The organism is Rhodanobacter sp. G2-10 (genome assembly GCF_055809185.1).
This window is the reverse complement of the sequence record NZ_CM147900.1, coordinates 2,516,460-2,541,401: the sequence shown is the minus strand read 5'-3', so window position 1 is coordinate 2,541,401 and position 24,942 is coordinate 2,516,460. Positions and strand designations below refer to the sequence as shown.

Here is a 24,942-nt window from a genome sequence, read left to right as displayed (position 1 = left end):
GCATTGTAAAGATGAAACCGCAACCATGGATATCAACGACCGAATCAAGGCGATGCTGGCCGCGCATCCCATCGTGCTTTTCATGAAGGGTACGCCGCAGTTTCCGATGTGCGGCTTTTCCAGTCGAGCCGCCAGGGCACTCGCCGAGGCCGGTGCGCAGTTCCATGCCGTCAACGTGCTGGCCGATCCGCAGATTCGCGCTGCCCTGCCGCACTTCGCCAACTGGCCGACATTCCCGCAGTTGTACATCCATGGCGAACTGATCGGTGGTTGCGACATCATCGAGGATTTGATGGCGGCCGGCGAACTGGGCCGCATGGCCAGTGATGTCGCGGGGATGGCGTCGTGACCGGTTTGTCCGTGGAGCATCTGCCCACCGCCTGGCAGCCGACAGCCGACTCCCTTGCCGGTCGCGTGGTGCTGGTCACTGGCGCCTATGGCGGCCTTGGCAGTGCCGTGGCGCGTGCGGTCATGCGTGCCGGCGCGACCGTGGTCATCACCGGCAAGCGCAAGCGCCAGTTGGAAAAACTCTACGACGCGTTGCGCGAGGATGGCCTGGCCGAACCGGTGATCCATCCGCTGGACATGGAGGTGGCCACGCCGAAGGAATACGCCGCGCTGGCGGGAGGGCTGGAGCGCGATTTCGGTCGTCTCGACGGCATCGTGCACTGCGCCGCCAGTTTTGCCGGCCTGACCCCGATCGCCATGCACAAGCCGGATGACTGGCTGCGCGCCATGCATGTCAATGTCAACGCACCGTTTGCCCTGACCCAGGCCTGCCTGCCCTTGCTAACCCAGGCCAGCGACAGCGCCGTGGTGTTCGTGCTGGACAACCCCGAACTGCTGCAGCGTGCGCATTGGGGCGGCTACGGCGTGTCAAAGGCGGCGCTGGAGCGGCTGGTGGCGATCCTGCACGAGGAAACCGACGAAAGTCCGCTGCGGGTACACGCCCTGTTGCCCGCGCCGATGCGCACCTCGTTGCGGCAACTTGCCTATTTCGGCGAGGACATCATGCAGCAACCGACACCCGATGCCAGCGCGGACGCGGTGGTCTACCTGCTCGGTCCGGAAGCGCTGGCCGCACGCGGTGCGGTGCTGGACCTGCGCGCGGAATGAACGGCGGTCACGAGCATCGAGCAGCGGAGCGGAAATGGAATCGCAAATGACCACGCTGTCAGCGGGAATCATGTTGTTCCTGATCATGGATCCGCTCGGCAATATCCCGTTTTTCCTGAGTCTGCTCAAGGGCGTACCGCCGCGCCGCCGACGCGTCATCATGGTGCGCGAGCTGCTGATTGCCCTGGGGGTGTTGCTGGTCTTCCTGTTTGGTGGTCAGCAGTTCCTGCACGTGATGCAGTTGAAACCGGACTCGATCAGCATCGCCGGCGGCATCGTGCTGTTCCTGATCGGCATTCGCATGGTGTTTCCGCCGGCCGATGGTGGCGGTATCTTCGGCAAACCGGGGCAGGGCGAGCCATTCATCGTGCCGATGGCGATCCCCGGCGTGGCCGGCCCCTCGGCGATGGCAGCCCTGCTGTTGCTGACCAATACCCAGCCCGGTCGCACCGCCGACTGGGTGATGGCGCTGCTGCTGGCGTGGCTGGCCACGTCCGTCATCCTGCTCAGTGCCACCTACCTGTTCCGCTGGCTGGGCGAAAGCGTCCTGACCGCGCTGGAGCGCGTGATGGGCATGCTGTTGATCGCCCTGTCGGTGCAGATGTTCATGGCCGGTGTGGCGTCGTTCCTGCATTCGGTGCCGTGAAGCCACGGGAACGGGATGATCTGGCGTTCGGGACGCGTCGCCGCGGCACGCCGTCCATCGCGTCGGCGACAGGTTGATTCAGGGCAGGGGCGGATGCTCACGCGGGACACGAACCCGTGTTCCGGCTGACATCTGGCACCCGTCCGCGGGCCATCGCGGATGACGTGCCAATGTCGTAAAAGTGTCATACAATGTCGTTAAACTCCTCTTAACAATTAGTTGGCAGATGGGAAGTATTCCTGCGCGCCAACAAGTTCGTCACCGACCTGTTGCGGGAAGGTGCGGATGCAGGATCAGGGGCTACCAAGTGGAATCGCTGCAATGCCTGGGTCGTCCGGGCTGCAGCTGATTTGATTCCGTGACGTAAATACTTTCGTTGTGAACCCGAGGGTCGAACAAGATATGAACAGCCGAATTCGCGCCAAAGTCCTGCCGTTTGCGATTGCCGCCTTGCTTGCGGGCGCACCGGCCATGGCCCAGAACGTGACCTCGTCCGCCGTGACGGGGCGAGTCCTCGACGCCAGTGGCCAGCCAGTCGCCGGAGCCTCCGTGCAGATCGTGCACGAGCCATCGGGCACCACCAAGACGGCCACGACCGATGCCGATGGCCGCTACTCCGCGCAGGGTTTGCGCGTGGGCGGTCCGTTCGACATCACGGTGTCCAAGACCGGCATGGGCCAGGCGGAGAAGACCAACGTCTATCTGCAGCTTGGTCAGGTTTCAGCGGTCAACCTGCAGATGAGCACGTCCGGTATTCAGGCCAAGGATCTCAGTGCGGTCACTGTCACCGCCTCGGCGCTCAGCCAGATCTTCTCGGCGGACAACAAGGGCCTGTCGATGAACGTCTCGCAGCGCCAGCTCGAGACGACCCCCCAGGGCAACCGTTCCATCGATGACATCGCCCGGCTGGATCCCCGCATCAACGTCACCGATCAGGGCGACGGCTCGATCTCGATGGCCGGCTTGCCGAACCGCTACAACAACATCAGCGTCGACGGCATCTCCCAGGGCGACCCCTATGGCCTGAACGCCAACGGCCTGCCGTACCAGGGTTCGCCGATCTCGGTCGACACGATTGGTGAGTACAACATCTCCACCGCCAACTTCGACGTCACCTCCGACACGGTCGGTGCCGACATCAACGCGGTCACCAAGTCGGGTACCAACGAGTTCCATGGCTCGGTGTACTACGCCTATCGCAATGCCAACAAGATGGTCGGCAACGCCGGCTGGCTGGACAAGGGTGACCCTGGTTACGACTACACCGGTTATCAGCGCGACTGGACCGGCGGCGTCACGGTTGGCGGTCCGATCATCAAGGACAAGCTGTTCTTCTTCTTCTCCGCCGAACAAGAGAAGACCACGGGCATTGGCGCCGACTCGTCCAATGGCCTGGATCCGTCGCTGACCGGCCCGTCCACCTCCAACAAGATCTCGCCCAGCGACCTGCAGCAGGTCATCGACACCGCCAAGGCACTCGGCCTGCAGCCGGGCACCTTCGGTGCCGGCGCGGTCGGCCTGACCGACAAGCGCTACCTCGGCAAGATCGACTGGAACATCAACAACAACCATCGTGCCAGCCTGACCTACCAGTACACCAAGGAAAACCAGCCCATCGTGCAGGGCAACAGCTCCAACCAGGTGGGCTTGAGCAGCTACTGGTACAGCAAGGACAGCCTGACCAAGAACGCCGCGCTGCAGTTCTATGACGATTGGAGCGAGAACTTCTCGACCGAGGCCAAGATCAGCTACCAGACGTTCGAACAGCTTGCCGGCAATGCAATCAACCAGCCGCAGGTCAAGGTGTATCTGGATGCTTCCGGGCGTGGCCCGTCCGTGAACCTGGGCGAGGATCAGTATCGCCACGAGAACGCCATCAACACGAAGAAGTGGTCGGCATTCATCGCCGGCACCTATTTCCTGGGCGATCACACGATCAAGGGCGGTATCGACTTCCAGCGTGACCAGATCTACAACCTGTTCGGCCGCACCGAGCACGGCAATTACACGTTCTACGGACTGGCCAATTTCGCCAACGCCGACTACGACTCGTATTTCCTGTATCAGCCGGCGCCGGGCTACACGCTCAACGACGTGGCGGCGCAGTGGGTGTACAGCCAGTACAGCCCGTTCATCCAGGATACCTGGCAGGTCAACAGCAACCTGTCGCTGACCTATGGTCTGCGCATGAACATTCCGCAGTCGAACCACAAGCCGTTCTACAACGCGGAGTTCGAGCAGGCGTTCGGCTATCCGAACAACAACAGCCTGGGCAGCAAGAACAAGGTGGTCGAGCCGCGCTTTGCGTTCAACTATGCCTTCAACACCGAACGCATGATGCAGCTGCGCGGTGGTATCGGCCTGTTCCAGACCTTCCCGCCGACGGTGTGGATGACCAACCCGTACCAGAACAACGGACTCACGGTGGCCAGCTACTCGTCGTTCGATCCAGCCAATGCGGCATTCAGCCCCGATCCGTATCACCAGAACATTCCTACCGGCACGCAGGTGCAGCCGGCGGGCGTCGTCGATACGATCTCCTCCGACTTCAAACTGCCCAGCGTGTGGAAAACCACGCTGGCGTTTGATGCCGAGCTGCCCTGGTGGGGCGTCGTCGGGTCGGTGGAGTTGCAGCACATCCAGGCCAAAGACGCCATTTTCTACCAGGCGATCAACATCGGCGCGCCGACCGGCACGTTGCCAGACGGACGCTTCCAGTATTGGAAGACGCCCGGCGAGCGTGGCAGCAGCAAGGATGCCGCCGCAAACCGCAACCCGGCGTTTGACCAGCAGTCCACCCTGCTGACCAATACCAACAAGGGCAAATCCGACAGCCTGACGCTGGCACTGTCCAAGCCGTTCTCGCAGAACTGGTTCGGCGACGTCAGCCTCACCTTCAGCCATGCCACCGACGTCAATCCGGGCAACAGCTCGCAGGCGTTCTCCGGCTACAAGTACATCGTGCGCACCAACGTGAACGACGAAGTAGTGGCCACTGCCGACCGCAATATTCCCAAGGCGCTCAAGGCGTCGTTGACCTGGCAGCATGCGTTCTTCGGCGACTACAAGACCAGCGTGTCTGCGTTCTACAACGGCCACAGCGGCCTGCCGTACAGCTGGATCTTCTCCGGCGACGTGAATGGCGACGGCATCACCTATCAGGATCCGGTCTACATCCCGACGGTGAACGACGCGAAAGTCAGTTATGGCAGCGCATCGCCCGAGCTGATCCAGCAGTTCCAGGACTATATTGCCGGCAACAAGTACCTCAGCCGGCATCGTGGCCAGATCGCCGGGCGCAATGCCGATCACTACGGCTGGGTGAACCAGCTCGACATGAGCTTCTCGCAGGAAGTCCCGGGCATCTTCAAGGGCAACAAGGGCGTGGTGCGCCTGGATGTCTACAACTTCCTGAACCTGCTCAACAATGACTGGGGTCAGACCGTCAATGGCCAGTTCAATACCCGCACCCTCGCCGGTTACAATGGCGTGAATGCGCAGGGACAGTACATCTACTACCTGCCCACCGACCAGAACGGCAATTACCAGCCGCAGCAACTGACGGTGTATGACGCCGGTTCCAACCCGACTCGTGTGGTGTCGCGCTGGTCGGCCATGCTGACCTTGCGTTACACGTTCTGAGCTTCCCGCTGGTCGTGATCAGAAGCCGGCGCCTTCGGGCGCCGGTTTTTTTTCAGGGTGTGCCTTGACCTGACTGTTGCCACGCGTGAAGCTAGCCGACTCGCCACGGCACTGCATGACGCAGCGACGCCGTCAGCGATGGAGAGCTGGACGAATGAAACAAACTGAAACTACCGCGGTCGCCAAAGCGGCTACCGTCAGTGCCCGCGTATCCCCGATTGGTGGCCTGGATATTCTTTCACGCAACGAAGTGGCGAAGCTGCGCGACGCCAGCGGCTCTGGCCTGCATGCCTTGCTGCGCCGCTGCGCGCTGGCAGTGCTGACCTCGGGCAATATCAGCGACGACCCCCGCGCGATCCTCGAACAGTACCCGGACTTCGACATCCAGGTATTGCAGCAGGATCGCGGGATCAAGATCGAGCTGTCGAACGCGCCGGCGCAGGCCTTCGTCGACGGTCAGATCATTCGCGGCATCAACGAGCTGCTGGTTGCGGTGGTGCGCGACATTGTCTACGTATCGACCCAACTGGAGCAGCCCGGTCATGAACTCGAGGGTTCGGAGGGGCTGACCCAGAGCGTGTTCGAAATCCTGCGCAACGCGCGCATCCTGCACCCCAACATCGACCCCAGTCTGGTGGTGTGCTGGGGCGGCCACTCGATTTCGCGCGAGGAATACGACTACACCAAGGCGGTGGGCTACCAGCTGGGGTTGCGCGGCCTTGATATCTGTACGGGCTGCGGCCCCGGCGCGATGAAGGGTCCGATGAAAGGCGCCACCATCGGCCACTCCAAGCAGCGCCACCTGCCCAATCGCTATATCGGCATCACCGAGCCGGGCATCATTGCTGCCGAATCACCGAACCCGATCGTCAACCACCTGGTGATCATGCCGGATATCGAGAAGCGGCTAGAGGCTTTCGTGCGCATGGGACATGGCATCATCGTGTTCCCCGGTGGCGTGGGTACGGCCGAGGAGATCCTTTACCTGCTCGGCATCCTGCTGCACCCGGACAATGCAGGCATTCCCTTCCCCCTGGTATTCACCGGACCGCGGGAATCCGCTGCCTATTTCGAGCAGATCGACCGCTTCCTGCGGCTGAGTCTGGGCGAGGAGGTCGCAAGTCACTACCAGATTATCGTGGACGATCCGGCACGGGTCGCACGCACGATGGTCAAGGGTCTGGACAAGGTACGCCAGAACCGGCTCGACACCAAGGATGCGTTCTTCTTCAACTGGGCACTGCAGATACCCCTGGAATTCCAGCAGCCATTCCGGCCCACCCACGAGGCGATGAGTGCGCTGCAGATCCATCATGATCGGCCGGTGCATGAATTGGCGGCGGATCTGCGCCGCGCATTTTCCGGAATCGTTGCCGGCAACGTGAAGGAGGAGGGCGTTCGCGCCATCGAGCAACACGGGCCTTTTGCGATCGACGGCGATACGGACATCATGCGTGCTCTGGACAAGCTGCTGCAGGCCTTCGTGCAGCAGCACCGCATGAAGCTGCCCGGGGGCGCGGCCTACGTACCGTGCTATCGCGTGGTGACCCATTGATCGAGACTGCATTCTTTGCAGTTGCACCTTGACAGTTCGCTGTCGCGTCGACAAACTACGCAGCTCACGCCCGAATAGCTCAGCTGGTTAGAGCACTTGACTGTTAATCAGGGGGTCGCTGGTTCGAGTCCAGCTTCGGGCGCCAGACAGAACAAAAGGCCGGCAGGAAACTGCCGGCCTTTTGTATTTTCCGCACGCGTGAAAAAGGGCGCCGGAGCGCCCTCGGGTCATGTTGCGAAACACGCCGCGTTCAGCGCACCTTGAACAGCACCGGCATCCAGTTGCCCCCTGCATAGGACTCCTTGCGGCGGCGATGCATGCGCTCGATGGTTTCCACGCGCCGTGCTTCGGCCCATTCGACCCGATTCAGCATCAAACCCTGGGTGCTCTCGCCGCGGCGTGTCGCCTCATTGTCGCGCCAATGACGGAAGTCGTTGTAGGCCTCTATCTCGTGGTGCAGCTCACGCACGCAAAGCTCGATCATGATGGCGTCGTCGAGGAAGCCCAGCACAGGAACATTGTCCGGGAGAATGTCGTCCGGGCTCGAGAAGTAGGCGAGCGCCGCGAGCACGTTGTCCCGGTCGGCCTCGGGCAGGCCGAAGCCGGCGTCTTCGACCATGGCAACCATGGTGTGCAACTGCTTCAAGCGGCTCGTGATGAAATCGGGCAAATCCTTGCCCTCGGTCTGATTCAGCAATTCACGTGTGGCGCCGACGATGCTCACCGCGTCGAGCGTGTCCACCTTTTTCTCCGCATTCTTGATGCTGTCCACAAACAACTTCAGATCCGAGTCGCTGAGGGTGATGCAGATATCCAGGCTCATGGGGGAAACTCGCAGGTGGCTGGGGAAAGATGCAAAGCGTATGCCTGCAAGCACGCGGCAGTCAATTGGCACGACCCCGGGGCTCGAGCGCGCTGCGCCGTCCAGCTGCGGCTGCGACCATGTCGTCGAACCGCACGACCCGGGCGCATGATTCTTCCCCGGGGAATTCAGGATGTCGGGGACGCCGGGAAGTGGTCAGGATGATTTCGATCGTTGTGTGATCGGATCAATCTTCTGCCTTGCTGCCGGCTTCGACCAGTTCCTTGAGGAGTTGAAAGATCTCCCGGTAGGCCTTGGGCGGCTTGTTCGGTGCATCCTTCTCGATGCGAGCCTGCCGCACAAGTGAGCGCAGGCGCTGTCGATCCACCTGTGGGTGCTCGGCAATCAGTTCGGACAATGCGTCTTCATCCCCGGCAACGAGGCGGTCACGCATCGATTCGAGCCTATGCATCGCCGCAGTGTCCTGGCGCTGTTTCTCGCGGTTTTCGCCCAGCTCGGCCTTCACGGCGGCGAAGTCTTCGTCATCGTGGCGGCGCATGACCTTGGCCAGAAAGGCGAGCTGGCGCTTTCTTGCGCCGTGTGCGCTCATGCGACGGGTGATGTCGATCTCGCGACGCACGTCGTCGGGCAACGGGAGTTTCGCCAGCCGGCTTGGTGCCAGCTCGACCAGTTGGCCGGCGAGGGTCAGCACCGCGAGTGCTTCGCGTCGCTGCTGGGTACGGCTGGGGCCGTAGTCCTCGTCGTCGAGTTCGTTCTGGTTGCGGCTGCGGCTGGGGCTCACGATGGATTCCGGAATGGTGGTGGGTCAGGTTTGCGGATGGTCAACGGAGGACGCGTCGTCGGGTTGTTCCAGCGCGAAACGGGCGATGGGCACGCCGTCCAGCCGGATGGTTTCGCAGAACATCGCGAGCGGGCGTACCCACAGACCGTATCCACCGTAGAGCGCCTGGTAGACCACCAGTGGTTCCATGGTCTCGCTGTGTCGCGCCGTACCCAGCACGCGGTAACGTTGGCCCTTGTAGTGACGGTAGACGCCGGTGACGGGTTGCATGCGATCAATGGCTGGCGTCGCCTTTCAATATGGCTGGGGCGACCCCATCTGCCTCTGGTTATGCGTCGACCGTCTATTCTACCCGCCCCATGCCGAGGAAAGCCCCACGTGAGTGAAGTTGCCATCAGCGAGGATCGCAGCACGTCTGAACTCGACCGACTTGCCGACCTGGCCGAGAATGTGATTCGTCGCGCCCGTGCCGCCGGTGCCAGCCAGGCCGAGGTCGCCGCCAGCATCGACACCGGCCTCAGCGTGAACGTGCGCCTGGGCGAGGTCGAGACGGTCGAACACACCCGCGACCGCGGTTTCGGGCTCACGGTGTATTTCGGTCAGCGCAAGGGCTCGGCCAGCACGGCCGACCTCAATCCCGATTCGATCCAGGCCACGCTCGACCAGGCGTGCGCGATTGCCCGCTACACCGAGGCCGATCCGGCCGCTGGCCTGGCCGATGCGGCGCGGATGGCCACGGCATTCCCGGACCTCGACCTGTGGCATCCGTGGGAGATCGACACGGCGCGCGCGATCGAGCTGGGCATCGAAATCGAGGACGCCGGACGCGCTCATCCCGGTATCCGCAACTCCGAGGGTGCCAACGTGCAGGCAGGGCAGGGTTTGTCGGTGTACGCCAACTCCCATGGTTTCGTGGGGCGCGAGCGCGGCACCCGCCATGCGCTGTCGCTGGCGCTGATCGCCGGTGACGAAGACGGCATGCAGCGCGACTACTGGTACGACAGCGTGCGTGATGCCGCCCACTTCATGAGCGCCAAGGCGCTGGGCGACAAGGCCGCCCAACGCACCTTGGCGCGGATGGGCGCGCGCGGCCTGTCGACGCGGCAATGCCCGGTGTTGTTCGCACCGGAGCTGGCGCGCAGTCTGATCGGCCATCTGCTCGCCGCTGCCAGCGGTGGCTCGCTGTATCGGCGCGCCAGCTTCCTGCTCGATCAGGTGGGCAAGCCGGTGATGCCGGCATGGCTGAACATCCGCGAGCGACCGCATCTGGTCGGCGGGCAGGGTTCGGCGAATTTCGACGCCGAGGGCGTGGCCACGCGCGACAGTTCCCTGGTCGAAAATGGAGTGCTGGCGCGCTACATGCTCGGCAGCTATTCGGCACGTAAGCTCGGGCTGGAATCCACCGGCAACGCCGGCGGCGTGCACAACCTGATCGTGGAAGCCGGGGCGCAGGACGCCGAGCGTTCCGACTTTGCCGGCATGCTGCAGCGCCTGGGCACCGGCCTGCTGTTGACCGAGGTGATGGGTCAGGGAGTTTCCATCGTCACCGGCGACTATTCGCGTGGGGCGTCAGGCTTCTGGGTGGAGAACGGTCAGATCGCCTATCCGGTGGAAGGCATCACCATAGCCGCCAACCTGCGCGGCATGTTCAACGGGATCGTCGCCGTGGGCACGGACGTCGATGAGCGTTCGCACGTGCTGACGGGCTCGATCCTGCTCGACCGGATGACGGTGGCCGGCGAGTAGCGCATCGCGATGACGAGCCCGCCATGCCGCGGGTTTGCAAGGTGTTGGTGCTCACTGCCGCAGGGGCGGGCTTTGCCCGCCGCCCTGTGACCCAGTGCACCGCCGCTGAGACGGCGGGCAGAGCCCGCCCTTCGGCGCCTTGTCAGTCCGTGCCGAAAGTCCACTCGGCAGCGCGCCCGATGCTTGCTAGCATCAACCCACCGGCGAACCGTTGCCGCACGTTCCCACTTCGTAGGAGATGCGCATGAGTGTTCCACCCGAATCCGTGAATCCACCCCCGCCAAGCGAGCCCGTGGCCGGTATCCCGCCCGCCGAGGAACGGCAGTGGGCGATGTTTGCCCATCTCTCGGCGCTGCTCGGTGCCATCCTTACCGGCGCCTTGGGCGGCGGCTGGGGCTGTTTCATCGGCCCGCTGGTGATCTGGCTGATCAAGAAGGACACCATGCCGTTCGTCAATGACCAGGGCAAGGAGGCGTTGAACTTCAACATCACGGTGGCCATCGCGTTCGTGGTGTTGATGCTGTTGACCGTGATGACACTCGGTATCGGCCTGATCATCACGATCCCGTTATGGATCATCATCGGCATCGGCTGGCTGGTGTTCACCATCATCGCGGCCATCAAGGCGAACGAGGGCGTGCTCTACCGCTACCCATTCACTTTGCGACTGATCAAGTAACTGCGTTATCAGGATGACAACAGGAAGGCAGCCCAGCGGCTGCCTTCCTGTTTCAGTTGCGGCGGCTGGCCGAGTAGTGCGCCAGTTCGCGCAGCAGGCTGGCGCGCTCGCCCCACGGCGCGATGGCAGCCAATGCGATTTCGGTCAGTTCGTTGAGGCGGGTGCGCGAGGCGTCCAGCCCGATGATCGATGGAAATGTCGGCTTGGCGGCGGCGGCGTCCTTGCCCGCAGTCTTGCCGATCACCGCCGATTCGCCTTCCACGTCGAGGATGTCGTCGCGCACCTGGAAAGCCAGGCCGACGGCGCTGGCGTAGGCATCCAGTGCCGCGAGTGCATGGTTGTCTGCGCCCGCGGTGAGGGCACCCAGTTGCACCGAGGCGCGGATGAGCGCGCCGGTCTTGCAGGCGTGCATGTGTTCGAGTTCGGCGAGGCTGAGGGACCGCCCCACGGCGGCCAGGTCCAGTGCCTGGCCCCCGGCCATGCCTTCGGCGCCGCAGGCGCGGCCCAGCGCCTGCAGCATGGCAATGCGTACTGCCGGTTCGATGGCATCGACGTGATGCTCGGCCAGCAGCTCGAAGGCGAGTGCCTGCAGGGCGTCGCCCGCGAGGATCGCCATCGCTTCGCCGAACACGACGTGACAAGTCGGGCGGCCGCGCCGCAGGGCGTCGTCGTCCATGGCGGGCAGATCATCGTGGACCAGCGAGTAGGCGTGGATCAGCTCCACCGCACACGCGGCCGCATCCAGCGACGGACCGGTTTCGCCCAGTACCGCCGCCGCCGCATACACCAGCATCGGACGCAGCCGTTTGCCGCCGCCGAGTACCGCATAACGCATGGCACGGTGCAGTTCGGCAGGGGAATGATCGGCCGCTGGCAGATGGCGATCCAGCGCCTGCTCGGCGCGCCGGATCAGTGACTGCAGCGCGGGGCCGAGCTCGGTGGGCTCAGGTTTCGGGTTCAAACGGTTCGGCGTCGTCGGGGGCTTCGGGATCAAGCAGCAGGCGTACGCGAAGTTCGGCCTGTTGCAGCGATTGCTGGCAGTGGCGGAACAGCCCGATGCCGCGCTCGAACGAGGCGAGCGATTCGTCCAGGCTCAGCTCACCGCCCTCCATCTTCGCGACCAGTTGCTCCAGCTCATCGAGGGAGTGTTCGAAGTCGGCGGCGGGAGCGGATTCGGCGGGTGCGGGAGCGGTCTTGGCCATGGGCCGCCAAGCTAGCGCAGCAGGCGTGAGGAATCAATCCGGAAAGCTGATTCATCAAGCGATCCGATTCACCAATGATGTGCGAGCCCGCGACTCCCGCCGGGCAGGGTCGCCTCCTTTCCCGCTGGCCAGAGGGCATTGAGGAGTGCGAGCCTGTCGAAGCAGATCAGCGTCCCGGTCGCCAGCATGGGCGCGTGGCGGCATGCTCGAAGATGCGGGTTCCGTGCGCACTGGCCCAGCGATCGGCTACCGCAACCAGCTCATCGTCGGCGTAAAGCAGCGGGCAGGCGTTGCGTTGCCATGGCGGCAATCGTGCCTGTTGGAACAGGTCGCGCAGTTCGCGCGTGTGTGCGTCGCCGGCGGGTTTGAGGCGCTCGCCGCCGCGGCGCAGCCGAACTTGCAGCGGCGCAGCGAGACGGGTTTCGCTGAGCTCCAGCGCCAGCTCGCCGCCGTCGGGCAGGGATAGCGGCTCGCCGCGCCACGCGCGCTGCCAGTCGGAGGAAATCGGGTCTTGCGCGGGCAGGGCCCATAACCGCCCCCTCCAGATATGCAGCTCGGTGCCAGCCCAGCGGACGCAAGGGAGTTGGCCTGTCCGCGCGCCGCACTGGCGTTCGATCTGCCGGCGCTGCGCGGCGCTGGGCGCGCTCAGCCCGCGAGCGTGCAGCCAGTGGTCCAGCAACGGCTCGCGCAGCGCCGGCAAGAGTGCCAGCCAGCCCCGGGCATCCAGGCTGCCGCTGGCGGGGTCGTGGAGCGTGTCGAAGGCGCCCAGCCACTGGCTGCGCAGCGCCTCGGCCGCGGCGCGACTGAGCGCAGCGCTATGCAGGATCGAGTCGGCTGCCTGCGGCCAGTGCCTGGCAAGGCGTGGCAGGATCTCATGCCGCAGGTGGTTGCGTGCCAGCCGGGTATCGTCGTTGGACGGATCGTCGATGCACGGAAGCTGGTGGCTGTCCACGTAGGCGCGCAATTGCGTGCGAGGCAGTGTCAGCAGGGGTCGCCACAAGTGGCCGCGACCGAACCGGCGCAGAGCGTGCATGCCGCCCAGGCCGTCCGGCCCAGCGCCACGCAACAGCTTCAGCAGGACCGTCTCGACCTGGTCGTCGCGATGATGGGCGAAAAGCAGATACTCGCCCTCGCCAAGCCGGTCCGCGAGGGCGGCGTGCCGCGCATCGCGTGCGGCCGCCTCCAGCCCCTTGCCGCTGTCGTGTGCCACTGCCACGTGCAGCACTTCGCAGGCCACGTCGAGCGAGCCGCAGAACTGGCGGCAATGTTCGGCCCAGCCAGCGCTGTCGACCTGCAGGCCATGGTCGACATGCAGCGCACGCAGACCACGCCCTCGCGCGTCCGGCGATTGTGCCAGTGCATGCAGCAGGGCGGTGGAGTCGGCGCCGCCGCTGAAGGCCACCGCCAGCGGTGCTGCGGGCAGCCCTGCCAGCGCGGCGGACAGGTGTCGGTGCAGCGGGTCGCTCACTTCCGGCCGCTGCGGGGGCGCACGTACAGGTGCTTGCCATTGCCGATCTGGCGTTCGTCCGTCTCGAACAGACCGATGCCGTTGATCAGGCCACTGAGCTTGGCGTAGCCGTAGTTGCGGGAATCGAAATCGGGCGACTGCTTGTTGATGATGCTGCCGACGACGCCGAGACTCGCCCAGCCCGAGTCATCCGAGGCCGCCTCGATTGCGTTGCGCAGCAGGTTCATCAGTTGGCTGTCGCCGCGCAGTTCCTTCACACTGCGGCGCTTCACGCCACCGCTGGGTTCGGCCTCGGTGGCTTGCACCAGCACTTCGGTATAGATGAACTTGTCGCAGGCGGTGCGGAACGGCTCGGGCGTTTTCCTCTCGCCGAAACCGTAGACGGTCTGGCCCGATTCCCGGATGCGCGAGGCGAGTCGGGTGAAATCACTGTCGCTGGAGACGATGCAGAAGCCGTCGAAGCGCTCGGAGTAGAGCAGATCCATCGCGTCGATGATCATCGCCGAGTCGGTGGCATTCTTGCCCACCGTGTAGCGGAACTGCTGGATCGGCTGGATCGAGTGCCGCAGCAGCACATCCTTCCAGCCGTTGAGATCGGGCTTGGTCCAGTCACCGTAGATACGCTTGACGTGCGCCGTGCCGTACTTGGCCACCTCGGCCATCAGGCCTTCGACAATCGCCGGACGGGCGTTGTCGGCGTCGATCAGGACGGCAAGTTTGTCGTGGGCCATGACGGGTTCCGGCAGCAGGGGGCAGTGCTGATGGTAACGCCACGGGATGATTGACTGCAGGAGCGCATCGCGCACCGGGTGAATATGCCGCGCGCGCTCATGGTCGTGGCACGCCGTGGGGCGGGCTCTGCCCGTCGGCGTTGCCACGAGGTGATGCAAGAGCGGCGGGCGGAGCCCGCCCTACGCGAGCAGAAAAGGCATCGCGCGCGGGGCGCGTCTATTCCTGGAAGGCGCCGTAGCTGCGCAGGCGCTTGTAGCGCCGTTCGAGCAGGTCGGGCACGGGTACCGCCTCGAGTTCGTCCAGTTGTTTGAGAAGCACGGCTTTCAGGCGGATCGCCATCGAGCGCGGGTTGCGATGGGCGCCGCCCAGCGGCTCGCGGATGACCTTGTCGACGAGGCCCAGTTCAAGCAGGCGTGGCGCGGTCATGCCAAGCGCCTCCGCCGCGTCCTTCGCCTTGTCGCCACTTTTCCACAAGATCGAGGCGCAACCCTCGGGTGTGATCACCGAATAGGTGGAGTACTGCAGCATGTTGGTGAGGTCGCCCACGCCGATCGCCAGTGCGCCGCCGGAGCCACCTTCGCCGATCACGGTACAGATGATCGGCACCTTCAGTTCGGCCATCTCCAGCAGGTTGCGGGCGATCGCCTCGCTCTGGCCGCGCTCCTCGGCGCCGACACCGGGATAGGCTCCGGGGGTGTCGATCAAGGTCAGCACGGGAAGGTTGAAGCGCTCGGCCATCTGCATCAGGCGCAGCGCCTTGCGGTAACCCTCCGGTCGCGGCATGCCGAAATTGCGGCGCACCTTGGCCTTGGTGTCGCGGCCCTTCTGGTGGCCGATGATCATCACCGCCCGCCCGTTGATACGACCCAGTCCACCCACGATGGCGGCATCCTCGGCGTACATGCGGTCGCCAGCCAGTTCGTGGAACTCCTCGCAGATCACGCCGATGTAGTCCAGCGTGTACGGACGTGCGGGGTGCCGTGACAGCTGGGTGGTCTGCCATGAATTCAGGTTGCGGAAAATGTCGGCGGTCTTGACCTTCACTTTCTGCCGAAGGCGGGCCACCTCCTCGTCAATATTGAACGCCTGATCGTCGCTGGCATGGCGAAGCTCTTCGATCTTCGCGTCCAGTTCGGCGATGGGTTGTTCGAAATCAAGGAAGTTGGGATTCATCTGCTGCATTTTGAGGCACCGAAGCGTTCCAGTATACCGTTCCGCCAACAAAGGCGAGAACGGCGCCGTATGGCTGTGACCCGGTCCTCACAAGCCTGCAGCAGGCGGCGCCATTGCGCTATCGTGGGCCTGTCAGGCATCCACCCCAGCGGAACTCCCTCATGTCAGGCAAATCAGTCATCGACAACGCCAAGCTCGATCGCATCGTGGCCGAAGCACGCCGCAACGCCGAGCAGCGTGAACGGGGTTATCGCGAACGGGCACTGAAGATGTATCCGTGGGTATGCGGCCGCTGCGCGCGCGAGTTCACCCGCGCCAACCTGCAGGAGCTGACCGTGCATCACCGCAACCACGATCACGACTTCAACCCGCCCGATGGCAGCAACTGGGAGCTGCTGTGCGTGTATTGCCACGACAACGAACACGCGCGGCATATCGACCACGTGCGCGGCGGCGTGATGGCAGTCGAGGAAGCGCCGCCGGCGACCGGCAATCCGTTCGCCGACCTGAAGACGATGATGGAGCGCGGCAGGAAATGAACGCGTCATCGCAACCGCTCGCGTAGGGCGGGCTCTGCCCGCCGCTCCTGCATCACATCGTCGCGAAATCGGCGGGCGGAGCCCGCCCTGCGATGTGCCGCGACGCGCAGGCGCGCACAGGGTGCGCGCCTACGCGTCAGGTTGCTTGACGATGCGCAACCGCACCGCCTGCACGCCAGGTAGCGCCCGTACCACGCGCAACAGATCGGGGATGGCGTCCACGCGCCAGTCCTCACCCAGCTCGAGGTCGGCCTGGGCGCTCTGGTTGCGATAGCCGTGCAGGGTGACGCTGGCGCGGCCGCCACGGTAGCCGGCCAAGGCCTGTTGCAGCTGGCCGACAAAATCCGGGCCGATACCGTTCAATTTCAACTGCAGCAGTCGAGCATGCTTGCGGCAAGCGTCGCTCAGCGAGCAGGCGCTGCGTGCGCGCACCTGAAAACCGCCGCCGGAAAACTCGTCGATGCGCAGGCCGCCCTCGACAACCAGAATCTCGCCGCGGGTCAGCAGCGGCGCCACCTGCTGGTACAACTCGCCGAAGAAACTCACTTCGATGCTGCCGCCACCGTCCTCCAGGCGCACGAACGCGTCGCTGTCGCCGCGTTTGCGCACGGCGCCGACCATGCCGGCCACGGTCCACGGCGTGTCCGGGCCGCGGCGGAAGCGGTTGTTGTCACCGTCGTCGTTCTTGCGCGGTCTTGGCGGTTGGTAACGGTCGACAATCTCGCCGAGCGGGCAGGTTGACAACTGTGCCAACTCCTCCTTCCAGGGATCGGTGGGATGGCCTGAGAGATAGTGACCCAAGGTGTCGCGCTCGCCCTGCAGCCGCTGCTCCAGCGGCCACTCCGGGGCCGTAGGCAGATCGATCTTGAGCACGGGCGTGGCGCTGCCCACCGCGGCGCCGAACATGTCGTTCTGGCCAGATTGGCGGTCGCGCAGGTGTTGTTCCGCAGCCTTGATTGCATCGGGCAGTTGCAGCATCAGGCTGGCGCGGTTGGCTGCCAGGGTATCCAGCGCGCCGGAGAGGATCAGCGCCTCCAGCACCCGCCGGTTGAGCTTGTTCGGATCGACCCGGCGGCAGAAGTCGGCCAGATCGGTGTAGGCGCCGTTGCCCCGCTCGGCGACGATGGCCTCGCAGGCGCCGTGCCCGACCCCCTTGATCGCGCCCAGCCCGTACTGGATGACCTTGGGCTCGATCGCCACGAACATGTAGTCGGAAGCATTGACGTCCGGCGGTTGCACCACGATGTCCAGTGCGCGCGCCTCGTTGAGAAAGGTCACCACCTTGTCGGTGTTGTCCATGTCCGCGGAAATCGTGGCGGCCATGAATTCGGCGGGGTAATGGGCCTTCAGCCACGCGGTCTGGTAGGAAACCAGCGCATAGGCGGCCGCATGCGACTTGTTGAAGCCGTAGCCGGCGAACTTCTCCATGAGGTCGAAGATCGAATCAGCCGTCTCGCCTGACAGGCCGTCCCTGGCGGCACCCACGCGGAAGATGGCGCGGTGCTTGACCATCTCCTCGACTTTCTTCTTGCCCATGGCACGGCGCAACAGGTCGGCGCCGCCGAGCGTGTAGCCGCCGACGATCTGCGCCATCTGCATCACCTGCTCCTGATAAACCATGATGCCGTAGGTCTCTTTCAGGATCGGCTCGACGCGCGGATCGGGATATTCCACTTCCTCACGGCCGTGCTTGCGCGCGATGAAGCTGGGAATCAGGTCCATCGGGCCGGGCCGGTACAACGCCACCAGCGCGATGATGTCCTCGAAGCGATCGGGTTTGGCATCCTTCAGCATGCGCTGCATGCCGGAGGACTCGAGCTGGAACACCGCCACGGTCCGGGCTTTCTTCAGCAGCTCGTAGGGTTTGGGGTCATCCAGTGGAATCTGCGAGATGTCCAGCGGTGCCTCACCCAGGCAATCCGCTGTTGCCGCAGGCTGCTCACCATTTTCTTCCCCTGCGTGCATGGAAAGATGCCCGGCGGGCAGGTGGGGTCGCTCTTTCGCGCGGCGCTGATTGATCGCCTTGACCGCCCAGTCGATGATCGTCAGCGTGCGCAGACCGAGGAAGTCGAACTTCACCAGGCCGACGGCCTCCACATCATCTTTGTCGTACTGGGTCACCACGCCGCCGCCGCCGGCTTCGCAGTAAAGCGGGGCGAAGTCGGTGAGCGGGGTGGGTGCGATCACCACGCCGCCGGCATGCTTGCCGGCATTGCGGGTGAGGTTTTCCAGCTTCAGTGCAAGATCGATCAGCGCGCGTGCGTCCTCGTCCTGCTGGTAGGCATCGCAGAATTCCTTGACGACGCGATCGGTTTCCTTCTTCGATTTTTCCGAGAGACCCAGTGCGTCGGACAGGGTCAGGTCGAGCGGGCGCGGCGGCACCATCTTGGCCAGTCGATCGACCTGGCCGTAGGGCATGCTGAGCACGCGACCGGAATCACGCAGTACGGCCTTGGCCGCCATCGAGCCGTAGGTGATGATCTGGCTGACCTTGTCGCGGCCGTATTTGCGCGCGACGTAGTCGATCACCTCGTCGCGCCGATCCATGCAGAAATCGATGTCGAAGTCAGGCATCGACACGCGTTCGGGGTTGAGGAACCGCTCGAACAGAAGGTCGAACTGCAGCGGGTCGAGATCGGTGATCTTCAGCGCCCACGCCACCAGCGAGCCGGCGCCGGAACCGCGGCCGGGACCGACCGGAATACCGTGCTGCTTGGCCCAGTTGATGAAGTCCGCCACGATCAGGAAGTAGCCGGGGAAGCCCATCTCGATGATGACGTCCAGCTCGCGTTCCAGCCGTGCCTCGTAGTCGGCCAGCGTGTGGTTGGCGGCCAGTGGCGCCGCGCTCAGACGATCGCGCAAGCCCTGGCGCGACAACTCGCGGATATGGCTGTTGAGGTCGTGGCCGTCGGGTACCGGAAAATCCGGGAGGTAATACGTGCCGAACTCCAGCTCCAGGGTGCAGCGTTTGGCCAGCTCGACGGTGTTTTCCAGCGCCTCGGGGAGATCCGCGAACAGCGCGGCCATCTCCTCGGGTGTTTTCAGGTACTGCTGGTTGCTGTAGTCACGCGGACGTTTGGGATCGGCCAGCACCCGGCCCTGGTTGATGCACACGCGCGCCTCGTGGGCATCGAAATCGTCCTGCTTGAGGAAGCGGGTGTCGTTGCTGGCCACCACCGGCAGGTCGAGTTCGGCGGCCAGCAGCAAGGCGGCGCTGTTCCAGTTCTCCTCACCGTCGCGACCGCAGCGGGTGAGTTCCAGGTAGAGCCGGTCGGGGAACAGGCGCGCCAGCGGCCGCAGACTTGCCAACGCGGCGTTGCTGCCCTGGTTGAGCGCGATGCGCGCCACCTCGCTGTCGCGCCCGAGCAGGGCGATCAGGCCGCTGCATGCCTCTCCTTGCAGCCAGCTGGCGTCGACCAGTGCGCGCCCCCCGTGCTGGCCTTCCTGCCACGCGCGCGAGACCAGACGCGACAGGTTCAGATAACCGTCACGGTTCTGGCACAGCAGGGTCATTCGCCACGGTCGCGGGTCGTCGGGCGCGGCCACTTGCAGGTCGCAGCCGCCAATCGGTTTGATACCGGCGGCGTTGCAGGCCTTGTAGAACTTGACCAGCGCGAACATGTTGCATTCGTCGGTCAGCGCCACGGCCGGTATGCCGTCGCGCACGCAGGCGGCGACCAGCGCCTTGATGCGGATGGTCGAATCGACCAGCGAATATTCGCTGTGCAGATGCAGGTGGGTAAAGCTGACGGTCATGCCGATCTACGCAAGGTATCCTCGCAGGCTACCCGGCGCTGCGTGCAGCGGCAAGATTGACTTGTACGGCGTTTGCGCGAAGGGCGCTGGACCTTGGTACGAACGTGCATTCAGCGTGTCGGGACGGTTGTCGTGGCAACTGAGGGTTCGCGCAGCAACGCGTTGATTTCACCGACCAGGGTGTCCAGCATGTCTGCGTCATAGCCCACATGAACGTGCGCGATGGTTCCGTCGCGATGCAACATCACCATCACCGGTATGCCGCTGACGCCGTAGGGTTTGCCGATGGCGCCATCACGATCCCAGGTGACGAGCAGTTCCGGCAGGCTCTTGTGCAAGGCCCTTGACGCGCGGACGAAGGTCTTGCGCTCCTCACGATGATTGATGGCAACGACCTGCAGCGCCATGCCACGCTCGGTAGCCAGCGCCTGCATCCTTGCCAGCACCGGCATTTCCTTCATGCAGTAGCCGCACCAGGTGGCCCAGAAGCTGATCACCACGACCTTGCCTTGCAGCGAGGAGATAGTCACATCTTGTCCACGCAGCGTGGTGCCCAGCGTGTCCGGCGGCGTATCGCCTGGCTGCAGCCCCGATGTGCCGCCGGCATTGGCCACGGCGCTGCAGCTCAACAGCAGACCAAGCAGTGCTATCGCGATTCTGCGCATGTCGTCTGTTCCCCCAAGACTGTTGCCAGCATAGCAACGAGTAGCCATCCTGCGCGGTGATGAGGCCCGGCGCGTGAGCCCGGAACACTCAGAATAGCCTCGCCTGATCCAGCAGGACGCGCACTGGCGCGAAGCTGCGTCGGTGTTGCGCGCATGGCCCGAGCTCACGCAGCGAAGCGAGGTGCGCAGGGGTCGGGTAGCCCTTGTGTATGGCGAAGCCGTAGCCCGGATGCAGGCCATCGAGCTGCACCATCAGGCGGTCGCGGGTGACCTTGGCCAGGATCGACGCCGCACCGATCGCCGGTTCCAGCGCATCGCCGCCGACGATGGCTCGACCCGGGCAGGGCAGGTCCTTCGGCAGTTTGTTGCCGTCGATCAGCGCTTCGATGGCGGCAGGTGCGAGGGCACCGACGGCGCGGCTCATGCCGGCCATGGTGGCCTGGAAAATATTCAGCCGATCGATCTCGTCAGGCTCGATCAGCACGATGCAGTACGCCAGTGCACGCTCGATGATTTGCGGGTAGAGCGCCTCGCGGCGCTGGTGGCTGAGCTTCTTCGAATCATTCAGCCCGGTGATCGGTCGCGCCGGATCCAGGATGACGGCAGCCACCGCCAGGGGACCGGCCAGCGGACCACGGCCAGCCTCGTCGACCCCGGCCACAAGCGCCCCGCACCCATCGCGTTCCACGGTTCTTGCGTTCGCTTCGACTTCCCTCCGGGGGGAGGGCTGAGGCGATGGGCTGGTGCCGGGAGAAGACTCAGCCATGGGGCGGCGCTGGCTCCTCGATAAGCTCCGCAATGGCCGCCGCCGCGCGGCCGCCGGCTTGCCCCTCCAGTCCGCTGCGCAAGGCAAGGTGCAGATGCTCGAAGGCGGCGACGATCGCCCCGCGTCGCTCGCTGTCCCTGAACAAGTCGAGCGTGGCGGCAGCCAGGTTTTCGGCGGTGCAGTTGTCCTGCATCAATTCGGGTACGAGCAGTTCGCCACCCAGGCCACTGGCTCGGGCCAGGATATTCGGCAGCGAGTAGATGTCGGTCTTCACCATCTTCAGCGCATGGGCGATGCGGTAGCTGGTCGGCGTGACCCGATAGCCCACTACCATCGGTCGCTTGGCCAGCATGGCCTCCAACGTGGCGGTGCCTGACGCCAGCAGCACCACGTCGGCGGCCAGCATCGCTTCGTGCGCCTGGCCGTCCAGCAGCAGCGGTGTCGACTCGGCGGCTGGCATCGTGGCGAGCAACTCCTGAAGGCGTGCGTGCACCCGAGGATTGGCTGCCGGAATGACGATGCGCAGCCCGGGCAGGGCAGCGGCGACTTGACTGGCTGCCTCAAGGAAAATCCTTCCAAGCCGCTTCACCTCGGACAGGCGGCTCCCCGGCAGCACGGCCAGGACAGGTGCCTGCTGCGGCAGCTGAAGCGTTTCCCGCGCACCGCTGCGATCGGCGACGAGCGCAAAGCGGTCGGCCAGCGGATGTCCGACGAAACGCGCATCGACGCGATGCTTGGCATAGATCGCCGGCTCCATCGGGAACAGGCAAAGCACGCGGTGGGCGCTGCGCCCGATTTTCTCGGCGCGCTTTTCGCGCCAGGCCCAGACCGAGGGACTCACATAGTGCACGGTACGCAAGCCCGCCTGCTTCAGGCGCTGCTCCACGCCCAGGTTGAAGTCCGGCGCGTCGATACCGACCACCACGTCCGGCCGGATCTCCAGCAATCGCGCGACGAGCGAGCGGCGCAGGCGCAACAATCGCGGCAGATGGCTGATGACTTCGCTGAAACCGAACAGCGACAACTCGCGGATGTCATACCAGGATTCGAAGCCTTCGCGCTGCATGCGCGAACCGCCTATGCCGACGAAGCGTGCTTGCGGATAGCGCTGCCGCAGCGCGCTGATCAGGTCGGCGCCGAGCTGGTCGCCGGAGTCCTCGCCAGCCAGGATGGCGATGGTTGGGGAGCCGGGAATCGGGAATCGGGAATCGGAGATTGCGGGGGCCTCTTTGCGTACTGGTTCGGTCGAAGTCATGGTGTCAGCGGAAAAGCAGGCGCGAAACGCCTGCGGATGATGGAGTGCGACTGGACGCTTCGCTCTGCAGCCATTCCCGATTCTCCATTCCCGATTCCCGGCCTAGCGCGCCAGCGAACGTCCGCTGTGATCGAGGAAATCCAGCATGGCGCGCACGTCATCGCTCTGGGTGGCCTGTTCGGCGAGCTTTTCGCGCGCCTCGGGCAGCGACAGGCCGGCCATGTACAAGGTGCGATAGGCGCGCTTGATCGCGGCGATGCGCGTGCTGTCGAAACCGCGGCGCTTCAGGCCCTCGCTGTTGATGCCGCGCGGCCGGCCCTGCTGCTCGTTCGCCATCATCACGAACGGCGGCACGTCGTGGCCGACCAGGCAGCCCATGCCGATGAAGGCATGCGCGCCGACCTTGCAGAACTGGTGCACGCCGGAATAGCCGGAGAGAATGGTCCAGTCGCCGATTTCCACGTGTCCGGCCAGCGCCGAATAGTTGGAGAACACGACGTGGTCGCCGATCTGGCAGTCATGGGCGATGTGCACGTAAGCCAGCACCCAGTTGTCGTTGCCGAGGCGGGTGGCGCCGCCGCCGTCGCCGGTGCCGCGGTTGATGGTGACGAATTCGCGGATCAGGTTGCGGTCTCCGATCACCAGTTCGGTGCGTTCGCCGGCAAACTTCTTGTCCTGCGGATCGCCGCCGAGCGAGGCGAACTGCGCGATGCGGTTGTCGCAGCCGATTCGGGTCGGGCCTTCGATCACCACATGCGGGCCGATCACCGTGCGCTCGCCGATTTCCACCTCGGCGCCTATGACGCTGTAAGCGCCGACGGTGACGTTGGCGCCGATGACGGCGGATGGATCGATCTGGGCGGTAGGATGAATCGGGCCGGGTGGGCTCACTTTTCGGACCTCGCAGCGCACATCAGTTCGCAGCTGGCTATCTCCTTGCCATCGACCACGGTGCGCGCAAGGAACAAGCCCATGCCACGCATTTGCCGCTTCAGGCTCACTTCCAGGCGCAACTGGTCGCCAGGTACCACCGGCGCGCTGAAGCGCGCGTTGTCGACCTTGGCCAGGTAGAAAAGCGGGCTGCCGTTGTCGCCCTTGAGGCGGCGACTGATCTGGGTCAGCAGGCCAGCGGCCTGGGCCATGGCTTCGATGATCAAGACACCGGGCATCACCGGATGTCCGGGGAAATGTCCCTCGAAAAAGGGTTCGTTGATGGTCACGTTCTTCAGTGCCACCACGCTCACTTCCGGCACGATCTCGACCACGCGATCCACCAGCAGGAACGGATAGCGATGTGGCAGCAGCTGCTTGATCTGCCCGATGGTGATCGGCATGGTCACGGCGCCGACTTGTTCATTCATGGTTGCTGTCCTTCTCCAGCGCCGACCATCGGCGCACATACTCGTCCAGTCGCTTGAAGCGTGCTGCGTTCTTTCGCCACAGTCGATTGTCCTGCAACGGGGTGCCCGAGGAGTACTCGCCCGCTTCGCGGATCGAATGCGTCACCAGGCTTTTTGCCGTAATGGTAACCCGGTCAGCCAGTTCCAGATGACCGAGTACGCCGGCATTGCCGCCGATCATGCAGTAGCGGCCGATTTTCGCGCTTCCAGCCACCGCCGCACAGCCTGCCATCGCCGTGTGCGCACCGACATGCACGTTGTGGGCGATCTGGATCTGGTTGTCCAGGCGCACGTCTTCCTCCAGCACGGTGTCATCCAGCGCGCCGCGGTCGATGGTGGTGTTGGCGCCGATCTCGCAGTCGTCGCCGATGCGCACGCCGCCGAGCTGCGGCAACTTGATCCAGGCGCCGTGGCCGGGAGCATCTCGGTCGAATGCCAGGCCGAATCCATCGGAGCCGATCACCGCGCCCGGATGGATCAGCACGCGCTTGCCCAAGGCTACCCGCGTGACCAGGGTCACCCGCGCCACCAGTCGCGACTGGGCGCCTACCGTGCAGCGTTCACCGATGATGCAGTGCGGCCCCAGAACGACGCCATCCTCGATCACGGCCCCCGCTTCGATCACGCAGCCGGGGCCGATGCTGGCGCTGGCGCTCACCCGCGCATCAGGCGCCACCACGGCACTGGGGTGCACGCCCACGGGCGCCGCGGGCAACTGTTCGAACAGGGAGGCAATCCGCGCGTAGGCGACGTAGGGATCTTTCGCGACCAGCGCGCTGGTCGGGCAATCGGCAAGGTTTTCCTCGCGCAGTACCACGGCGCCGGCACGGGTCGAGAGCAGCTGGGCGGTGTACTTGCCGTTGGACAGGAAGCTCAGCTCGCTGCTGCCTGCGCCAGCCAGCGTGCCGACGCCAGTCACCACACGGGCAGGATCGCCATGCATCCCCAGCCCGAATCGCTCGGCCAGTTCGGCTACCGAATAATGGATTGCATTCATG

General features: G+C 64.5%; 23 protein-coding genes and 1 tRNA gene. 9 read left to right on the top strand and 15 right to left on the bottom strand.

The genetic code is table 11. From position 1 onward, the window contains the following. Positions 1 to 25: 25 nt before the first annotated feature. The 6 genes from grxD (at position 26) to AC0L58_RS11555 (ending at position 7,104) form a co-directional block, all read left to right on the top strand. Positions 26 to 349 carry a Grx4 family monothiol glutaredoxin gene (gene grxD, locus AC0L58_RS11580; RefSeq protein ID WP_473683513.1) on the top strand — a complete coding sequence of 108 codons (324 nt, stop codon included), beginning with the start codon at positions 26 to 28 and terminating at the stop codon, positions 347 to 349. Beyond that, positions 346 to 1,116, top strand: coding sequence for an SDR family NAD(P)-dependent oxidoreductase (locus AC0L58_RS11575; RefSeq protein WP_473683511.1), 771 nt, complete (start codon positions 346 to 348; stop codon positions 1,114 to 1,116). Before grxD ends, AC0L58_RS11575 begins: the two co-directional genes overlap by 4 nt. Before the next feature lie 46 nt (positions 1,117 to 1,162). After that, positions 1,163 to 1,762, top strand: coding sequence for a YhgN family NAAT transporter (locus AC0L58_RS11570; protein ID WP_473683509.1), 600 nt, complete (start codon positions 1,163 to 1,165; stop codon positions 1,760 to 1,762). Positions 1,763 to 2,164: 402 nt separating this feature from the next. Next, positions 2,165 to 5,404: a TonB-dependent receptor gene (locus tag AC0L58_RS11565; protein WP_473683507.1), complete on the top strand. Its 3,240-nt coding sequence runs from the start codon at positions 2,165 to 2,167 to the stop codon at positions 5,402 to 5,404. Positions 5,405 to 5,558: 154 nt separating this feature from the next. After that, complete coding sequence (ppnN, locus tag AC0L58_RS11560) at positions 5,559 to 6,959, top strand: nucleotide 5'-monophosphate nucleosidase PpnN (protein WP_473683505.1); 1,401 nt, start codon at positions 5,559 to 5,561, stop codon at positions 6,957 to 6,959. 68 nt (positions 6,960 to 7,027) lie between these two features. Beyond that, positions 7,028 to 7,104: transfer RNA gene (locus AC0L58_RS11555), tRNA-Asn, on the top strand. 105 nt (positions 7,105 to 7,209) lie between these two features. On the opposite strand, the gene AC0L58_RS11550 is transcribed toward AC0L58_RS11555, so the two are convergent. The 3 genes from AC0L58_RS11550 to AC0L58_RS11540 all read right to left on the bottom strand — a co-directional run bounded on the left by AC0L58_RS11550 (position 7,210) and on the right by AC0L58_RS11540 (position 8,833). Beyond that, positions 7,210 to 7,701, bottom strand: coding sequence for a YkvA family protein (locus tag AC0L58_RS11550; RefSeq protein WP_473683503.1), 492 nt, complete (start codon positions 7,699 to 7,701; stop codon positions 7,210 to 7,212). A gap of 307 nt (positions 7,702 to 8,008) precedes the next feature. Beyond that, complete coding sequence (gene yjgA, locus AC0L58_RS11545) at positions 8,009 to 8,563, bottom strand: ribosome biogenesis factor YjgA (protein WP_473683501.1); 555 nt, start codon at positions 8,561 to 8,563, stop codon at positions 8,009 to 8,011. A 24-nt stretch (positions 8,564 to 8,587) separates the two neighbouring features. Next, the gene (locus AC0L58_RS11540; RefSeq protein ID WP_473683499.1) at positions 8,588 to 8,833 is read right to left on the bottom strand and encodes a DUF1653 domain-containing protein; all 246 of its coding nucleotides are present in this window, start codon (positions 8,831 to 8,833) and stop codon (positions 8,588 to 8,590) included. 108 nt (positions 8,834 to 8,941) lie between these two features. On the opposite strand from AC0L58_RS11540, the gene pmbA reads away from it, so the two are divergent. Together pmbA and AC0L58_RS11530 are read left to right on the top strand one after the other, a co-directional pair. After that, positions 8,942 to 10,309 carry a metalloprotease PmbA gene (pmbA, locus tag AC0L58_RS11535; RefSeq protein ID WP_473683497.1) on the top strand — a complete coding sequence of 456 codons (1,368 nt, stop codon included), beginning with the start codon at positions 8,942 to 8,944 and terminating at the stop codon, positions 10,307 to 10,309. Positions 10,310 to 10,553: 244 nt separating this feature from the next. Continuing rightward, entirely contained in the window at positions 10,554 to 10,988 is a 435-nt protein-coding gene (locus AC0L58_RS11530; RefSeq protein WP_473683495.1) for a DUF4870 domain-containing protein, read from the top strand. A 52-nt stretch (positions 10,989 to 11,040) separates the two neighbouring features. Here AC0L58_RS11530 and AC0L58_RS11525 read toward each other — a convergent pair whose 3' ends face one another. The 5 genes from AC0L58_RS11525 to AC0L58_RS11505 form a co-directional block, all read right to left on the bottom strand. Beyond that, positions 11,041 to 11,949, bottom strand: coding sequence for a polyprenyl synthetase family protein (locus tag AC0L58_RS11525; RefSeq protein ID WP_473683493.1), 909 nt, complete (start codon positions 11,947 to 11,949; stop codon positions 11,041 to 11,043). Continuing rightward, positions 11,933 to 12,190: an exodeoxyribonuclease VII small subunit gene (locus tag AC0L58_RS11520; RefSeq protein ID WP_473683491.1), complete on the bottom strand. Its 258-nt coding sequence runs from the start codon at positions 12,188 to 12,190 to the stop codon at positions 11,933 to 11,935. Before AC0L58_RS11520 ends, AC0L58_RS11525 begins: the two co-directional genes overlap by 17 nt. A gap of 166 nt (positions 12,191 to 12,356) precedes the next feature. Beyond that, positions 12,357 to 13,658 (bottom strand): tRNA lysidine(34) synthetase TilS, encoded by a 1,302-nt coding sequence (gene tilS, locus AC0L58_RS11515; RefSeq protein ID WP_473683489.1) that lies wholly within the window; start codon positions 13,656 to 13,658, stop codon positions 12,357 to 12,359. After that, entirely contained in the window at positions 13,655 to 14,389 is a 735-nt protein-coding gene (locus AC0L58_RS11510; RefSeq protein WP_473683487.1) for an NYN domain-containing protein, read from the bottom strand. The genes tilS and AC0L58_RS11510 overlap by 4 nt, the downstream gene beginning before the upstream one ends. A 217-nt stretch (positions 14,390 to 14,606) precedes the next feature. Further along, positions 14,607 to 15,563 (bottom strand): acetyl-CoA carboxylase carboxyltransferase subunit alpha, encoded by a 957-nt coding sequence (locus tag AC0L58_RS11505; protein ID WP_473683485.1) that lies wholly within the window; start codon positions 15,561 to 15,563, stop codon positions 14,607 to 14,609. Positions 15,564 to 15,724: 161 nt separating this feature from the next. Here AC0L58_RS11505 and AC0L58_RS11500 point away from each other — a divergent pair, with 161 nt between their 5' ends. Further along, complete coding sequence (locus AC0L58_RS11500; protein ID WP_473683483.1) at positions 15,725 to 16,102, top strand: YajD family HNH nuclease; 378 nt, start codon at positions 15,725 to 15,727, stop codon at positions 16,100 to 16,102. Between the two features lie 129 nt (positions 16,103 to 16,231). Here the strand turns inward: AC0L58_RS11500 and dnaE are convergent, their stop codons facing one another. From dnaE to lpxD, 7 genes are all read right to left on the bottom strand, one after another. Beyond that, on the bottom strand, positions 16,232 to 19,858 hold the full coding sequence (dnaE, locus tag AC0L58_RS11495; protein ID WP_473683481.1) for a DNA polymerase III subunit alpha: 3,627 nt from the start codon (positions 19,856 to 19,858) through the stop codon (positions 16,232 to 16,234). Positions 19,859 to 19,968: 110 nt separating this feature from the next. Further along, positions 19,969 to 20,523, bottom strand: a complete 555-nt coding sequence (locus AC0L58_RS11490) for a TlpA family protein disulfide reductase (RefSeq protein WP_473683479.1) — start codon at positions 20,521 to 20,523, stop codon at positions 19,969 to 19,971. An 88-nt stretch (positions 20,524 to 20,611) separates the two neighbouring features. Further along, complete coding sequence (gene rnhB / locus AC0L58_RS11485; protein WP_473683477.1) at positions 20,612 to 21,289, bottom strand: ribonuclease HII; 678 nt, start codon at positions 21,287 to 21,289, stop codon at positions 20,612 to 20,614. Continuing rightward, positions 21,282 to 22,544 (bottom strand): lipid-A-disaccharide synthase, encoded by a 1,263-nt coding sequence (gene lpxB, locus AC0L58_RS11480; RefSeq protein ID WP_473683475.1) that lies wholly within the window; start codon positions 22,542 to 22,544, stop codon positions 21,282 to 21,284. Before lpxB ends, rnhB begins: the two co-directional genes overlap by 8 nt. A gap of 102 nt (positions 22,545 to 22,646) precedes the next feature. Continuing rightward, a complete protein-coding gene (lpxA, locus tag AC0L58_RS11475) occupies positions 22,647 to 23,435 on the bottom strand; it encodes an acyl-ACP--UDP-N-acetylglucosamine O-acyltransferase (RefSeq protein WP_473683473.1) in 789 nt (262 codons plus the stop codon). Beyond that, positions 23,432 to 23,905 (bottom strand): 3-hydroxyacyl-ACP dehydratase FabZ, encoded by a 474-nt coding sequence (gene fabZ / locus AC0L58_RS11470; protein WP_473683471.1) that lies wholly within the window; start codon positions 23,903 to 23,905, stop codon positions 23,432 to 23,434. Before fabZ ends, lpxA begins: the two co-directional genes overlap by 4 nt. Beyond that, entirely contained in the window at positions 23,898 to 24,941 is a 1,044-nt protein-coding gene (gene lpxD / locus AC0L58_RS11465; protein ID WP_473683469.1) for a UDP-3-O-(3-hydroxymyristoyl)glucosamine N-acyltransferase, read from the bottom strand. Before lpxD ends, fabZ begins: the two co-directional genes overlap by 8 nt. Between the last annotated feature and the right edge of the window lies 1 nt (position 24,942).

Bases quoted from the DNA above. Each gene is read 5' to 3' on its own strand.
- fabZ (WP_473683471.1), bottom strand. From the start codon at position 23,905: ATGAATGAACAAGTCGGCGCCGTGACCATGCCGATCACCATCGGGCAG.
- dnaE (WP_473683481.1), bottom strand. From the start codon at position 19,858: ATGACCGTCAGCTTTACCCACCTGCATCTGCACAGCGAATATTCGCTG.
- grxD (WP_473683513.1), top strand. From the start codon at position 26: ATGGATATCAACGACCGAATCAAGGCGATGCTGGCCGCGCATCCCATC.
- AC0L58_RS11570 (WP_473683509.1), top strand. From the start codon at position 1,163: ATGACCACGCTGTCAGCGGGAATCATGTTGTTCCTGATCATGGATCCG.
- ppnN (WP_473683505.1), top strand. From the start codon at position 5,559: ATGAAACAAACTGAAACTACCGCGGTCGCCAAAGCGGCTACCGTCAGT.
- AC0L58_RS11540 (WP_473683499.1), bottom strand. From the start codon at position 8,833: ATGCAACCCGTCACCGGCGTCTACCGTCACTACAAGGGCCAACGTTAC.
- rnhB (WP_473683477.1), bottom strand. From the start codon at position 21,289: ATGGCTGAGTCTTCTCCCGGCACCAGCCCATCGCCTCAGCCCTCCCCC.
- AC0L58_RS11510 (WP_473683487.1), bottom strand. From the start codon at position 14,389: ATGGCCCACGACAAACTTGCCGTCCTGATCGACGCCGACAACGCCCGT.
- AC0L58_RS11530 (WP_473683495.1), top strand. From the start codon at position 10,554: ATGAGTGTTCCACCCGAATCCGTGAATCCACCCCCGCCAAGCGAGCCC.
- AC0L58_RS11520 (WP_473683491.1), bottom strand. From the start codon at position 12,190: ATGGCCAAGACCGCTCCCGCACCCGCCGAATCCGCTCCCGCCGCCGAC.
- AC0L58_RS11490 (WP_473683479.1), bottom strand. From the start codon at position 20,523: ATGCGCAGAATCGCGATAGCACTGCTTGGTCTGCTGTTGAGCTGCAGC.
- lpxB (WP_473683475.1), bottom strand. From the start codon at position 22,544: ATGACTTCGACCGAACCAGTACGCAAAGAGGCCCCCGCAATCTCCGAT.
- AC0L58_RS11565 (WP_473683507.1), top strand. From the start codon at position 2,165: ATGAACAGCCGAATTCGCGCCAAAGTCCTGCCGTTTGCGATTGCCGCC.
- lpxD (WP_473683469.1), bottom strand. From the start codon at position 24,941: ATGAATGCAATCCATTATTCGGTAGCCGAACTGGCCGAGCGATTCGGG.
- AC0L58_RS11500 (WP_473683483.1), top strand. From the start codon at position 15,725: ATGTCAGGCAAATCAGTCATCGACAACGCCAAGCTCGATCGCATCGTG.
- AC0L58_RS11505 (WP_473683485.1), bottom strand. From the start codon at position 15,563: ATGAATCCCAACTTCCTTGATTTCGAACAACCCATCGCCGAACTGGAC.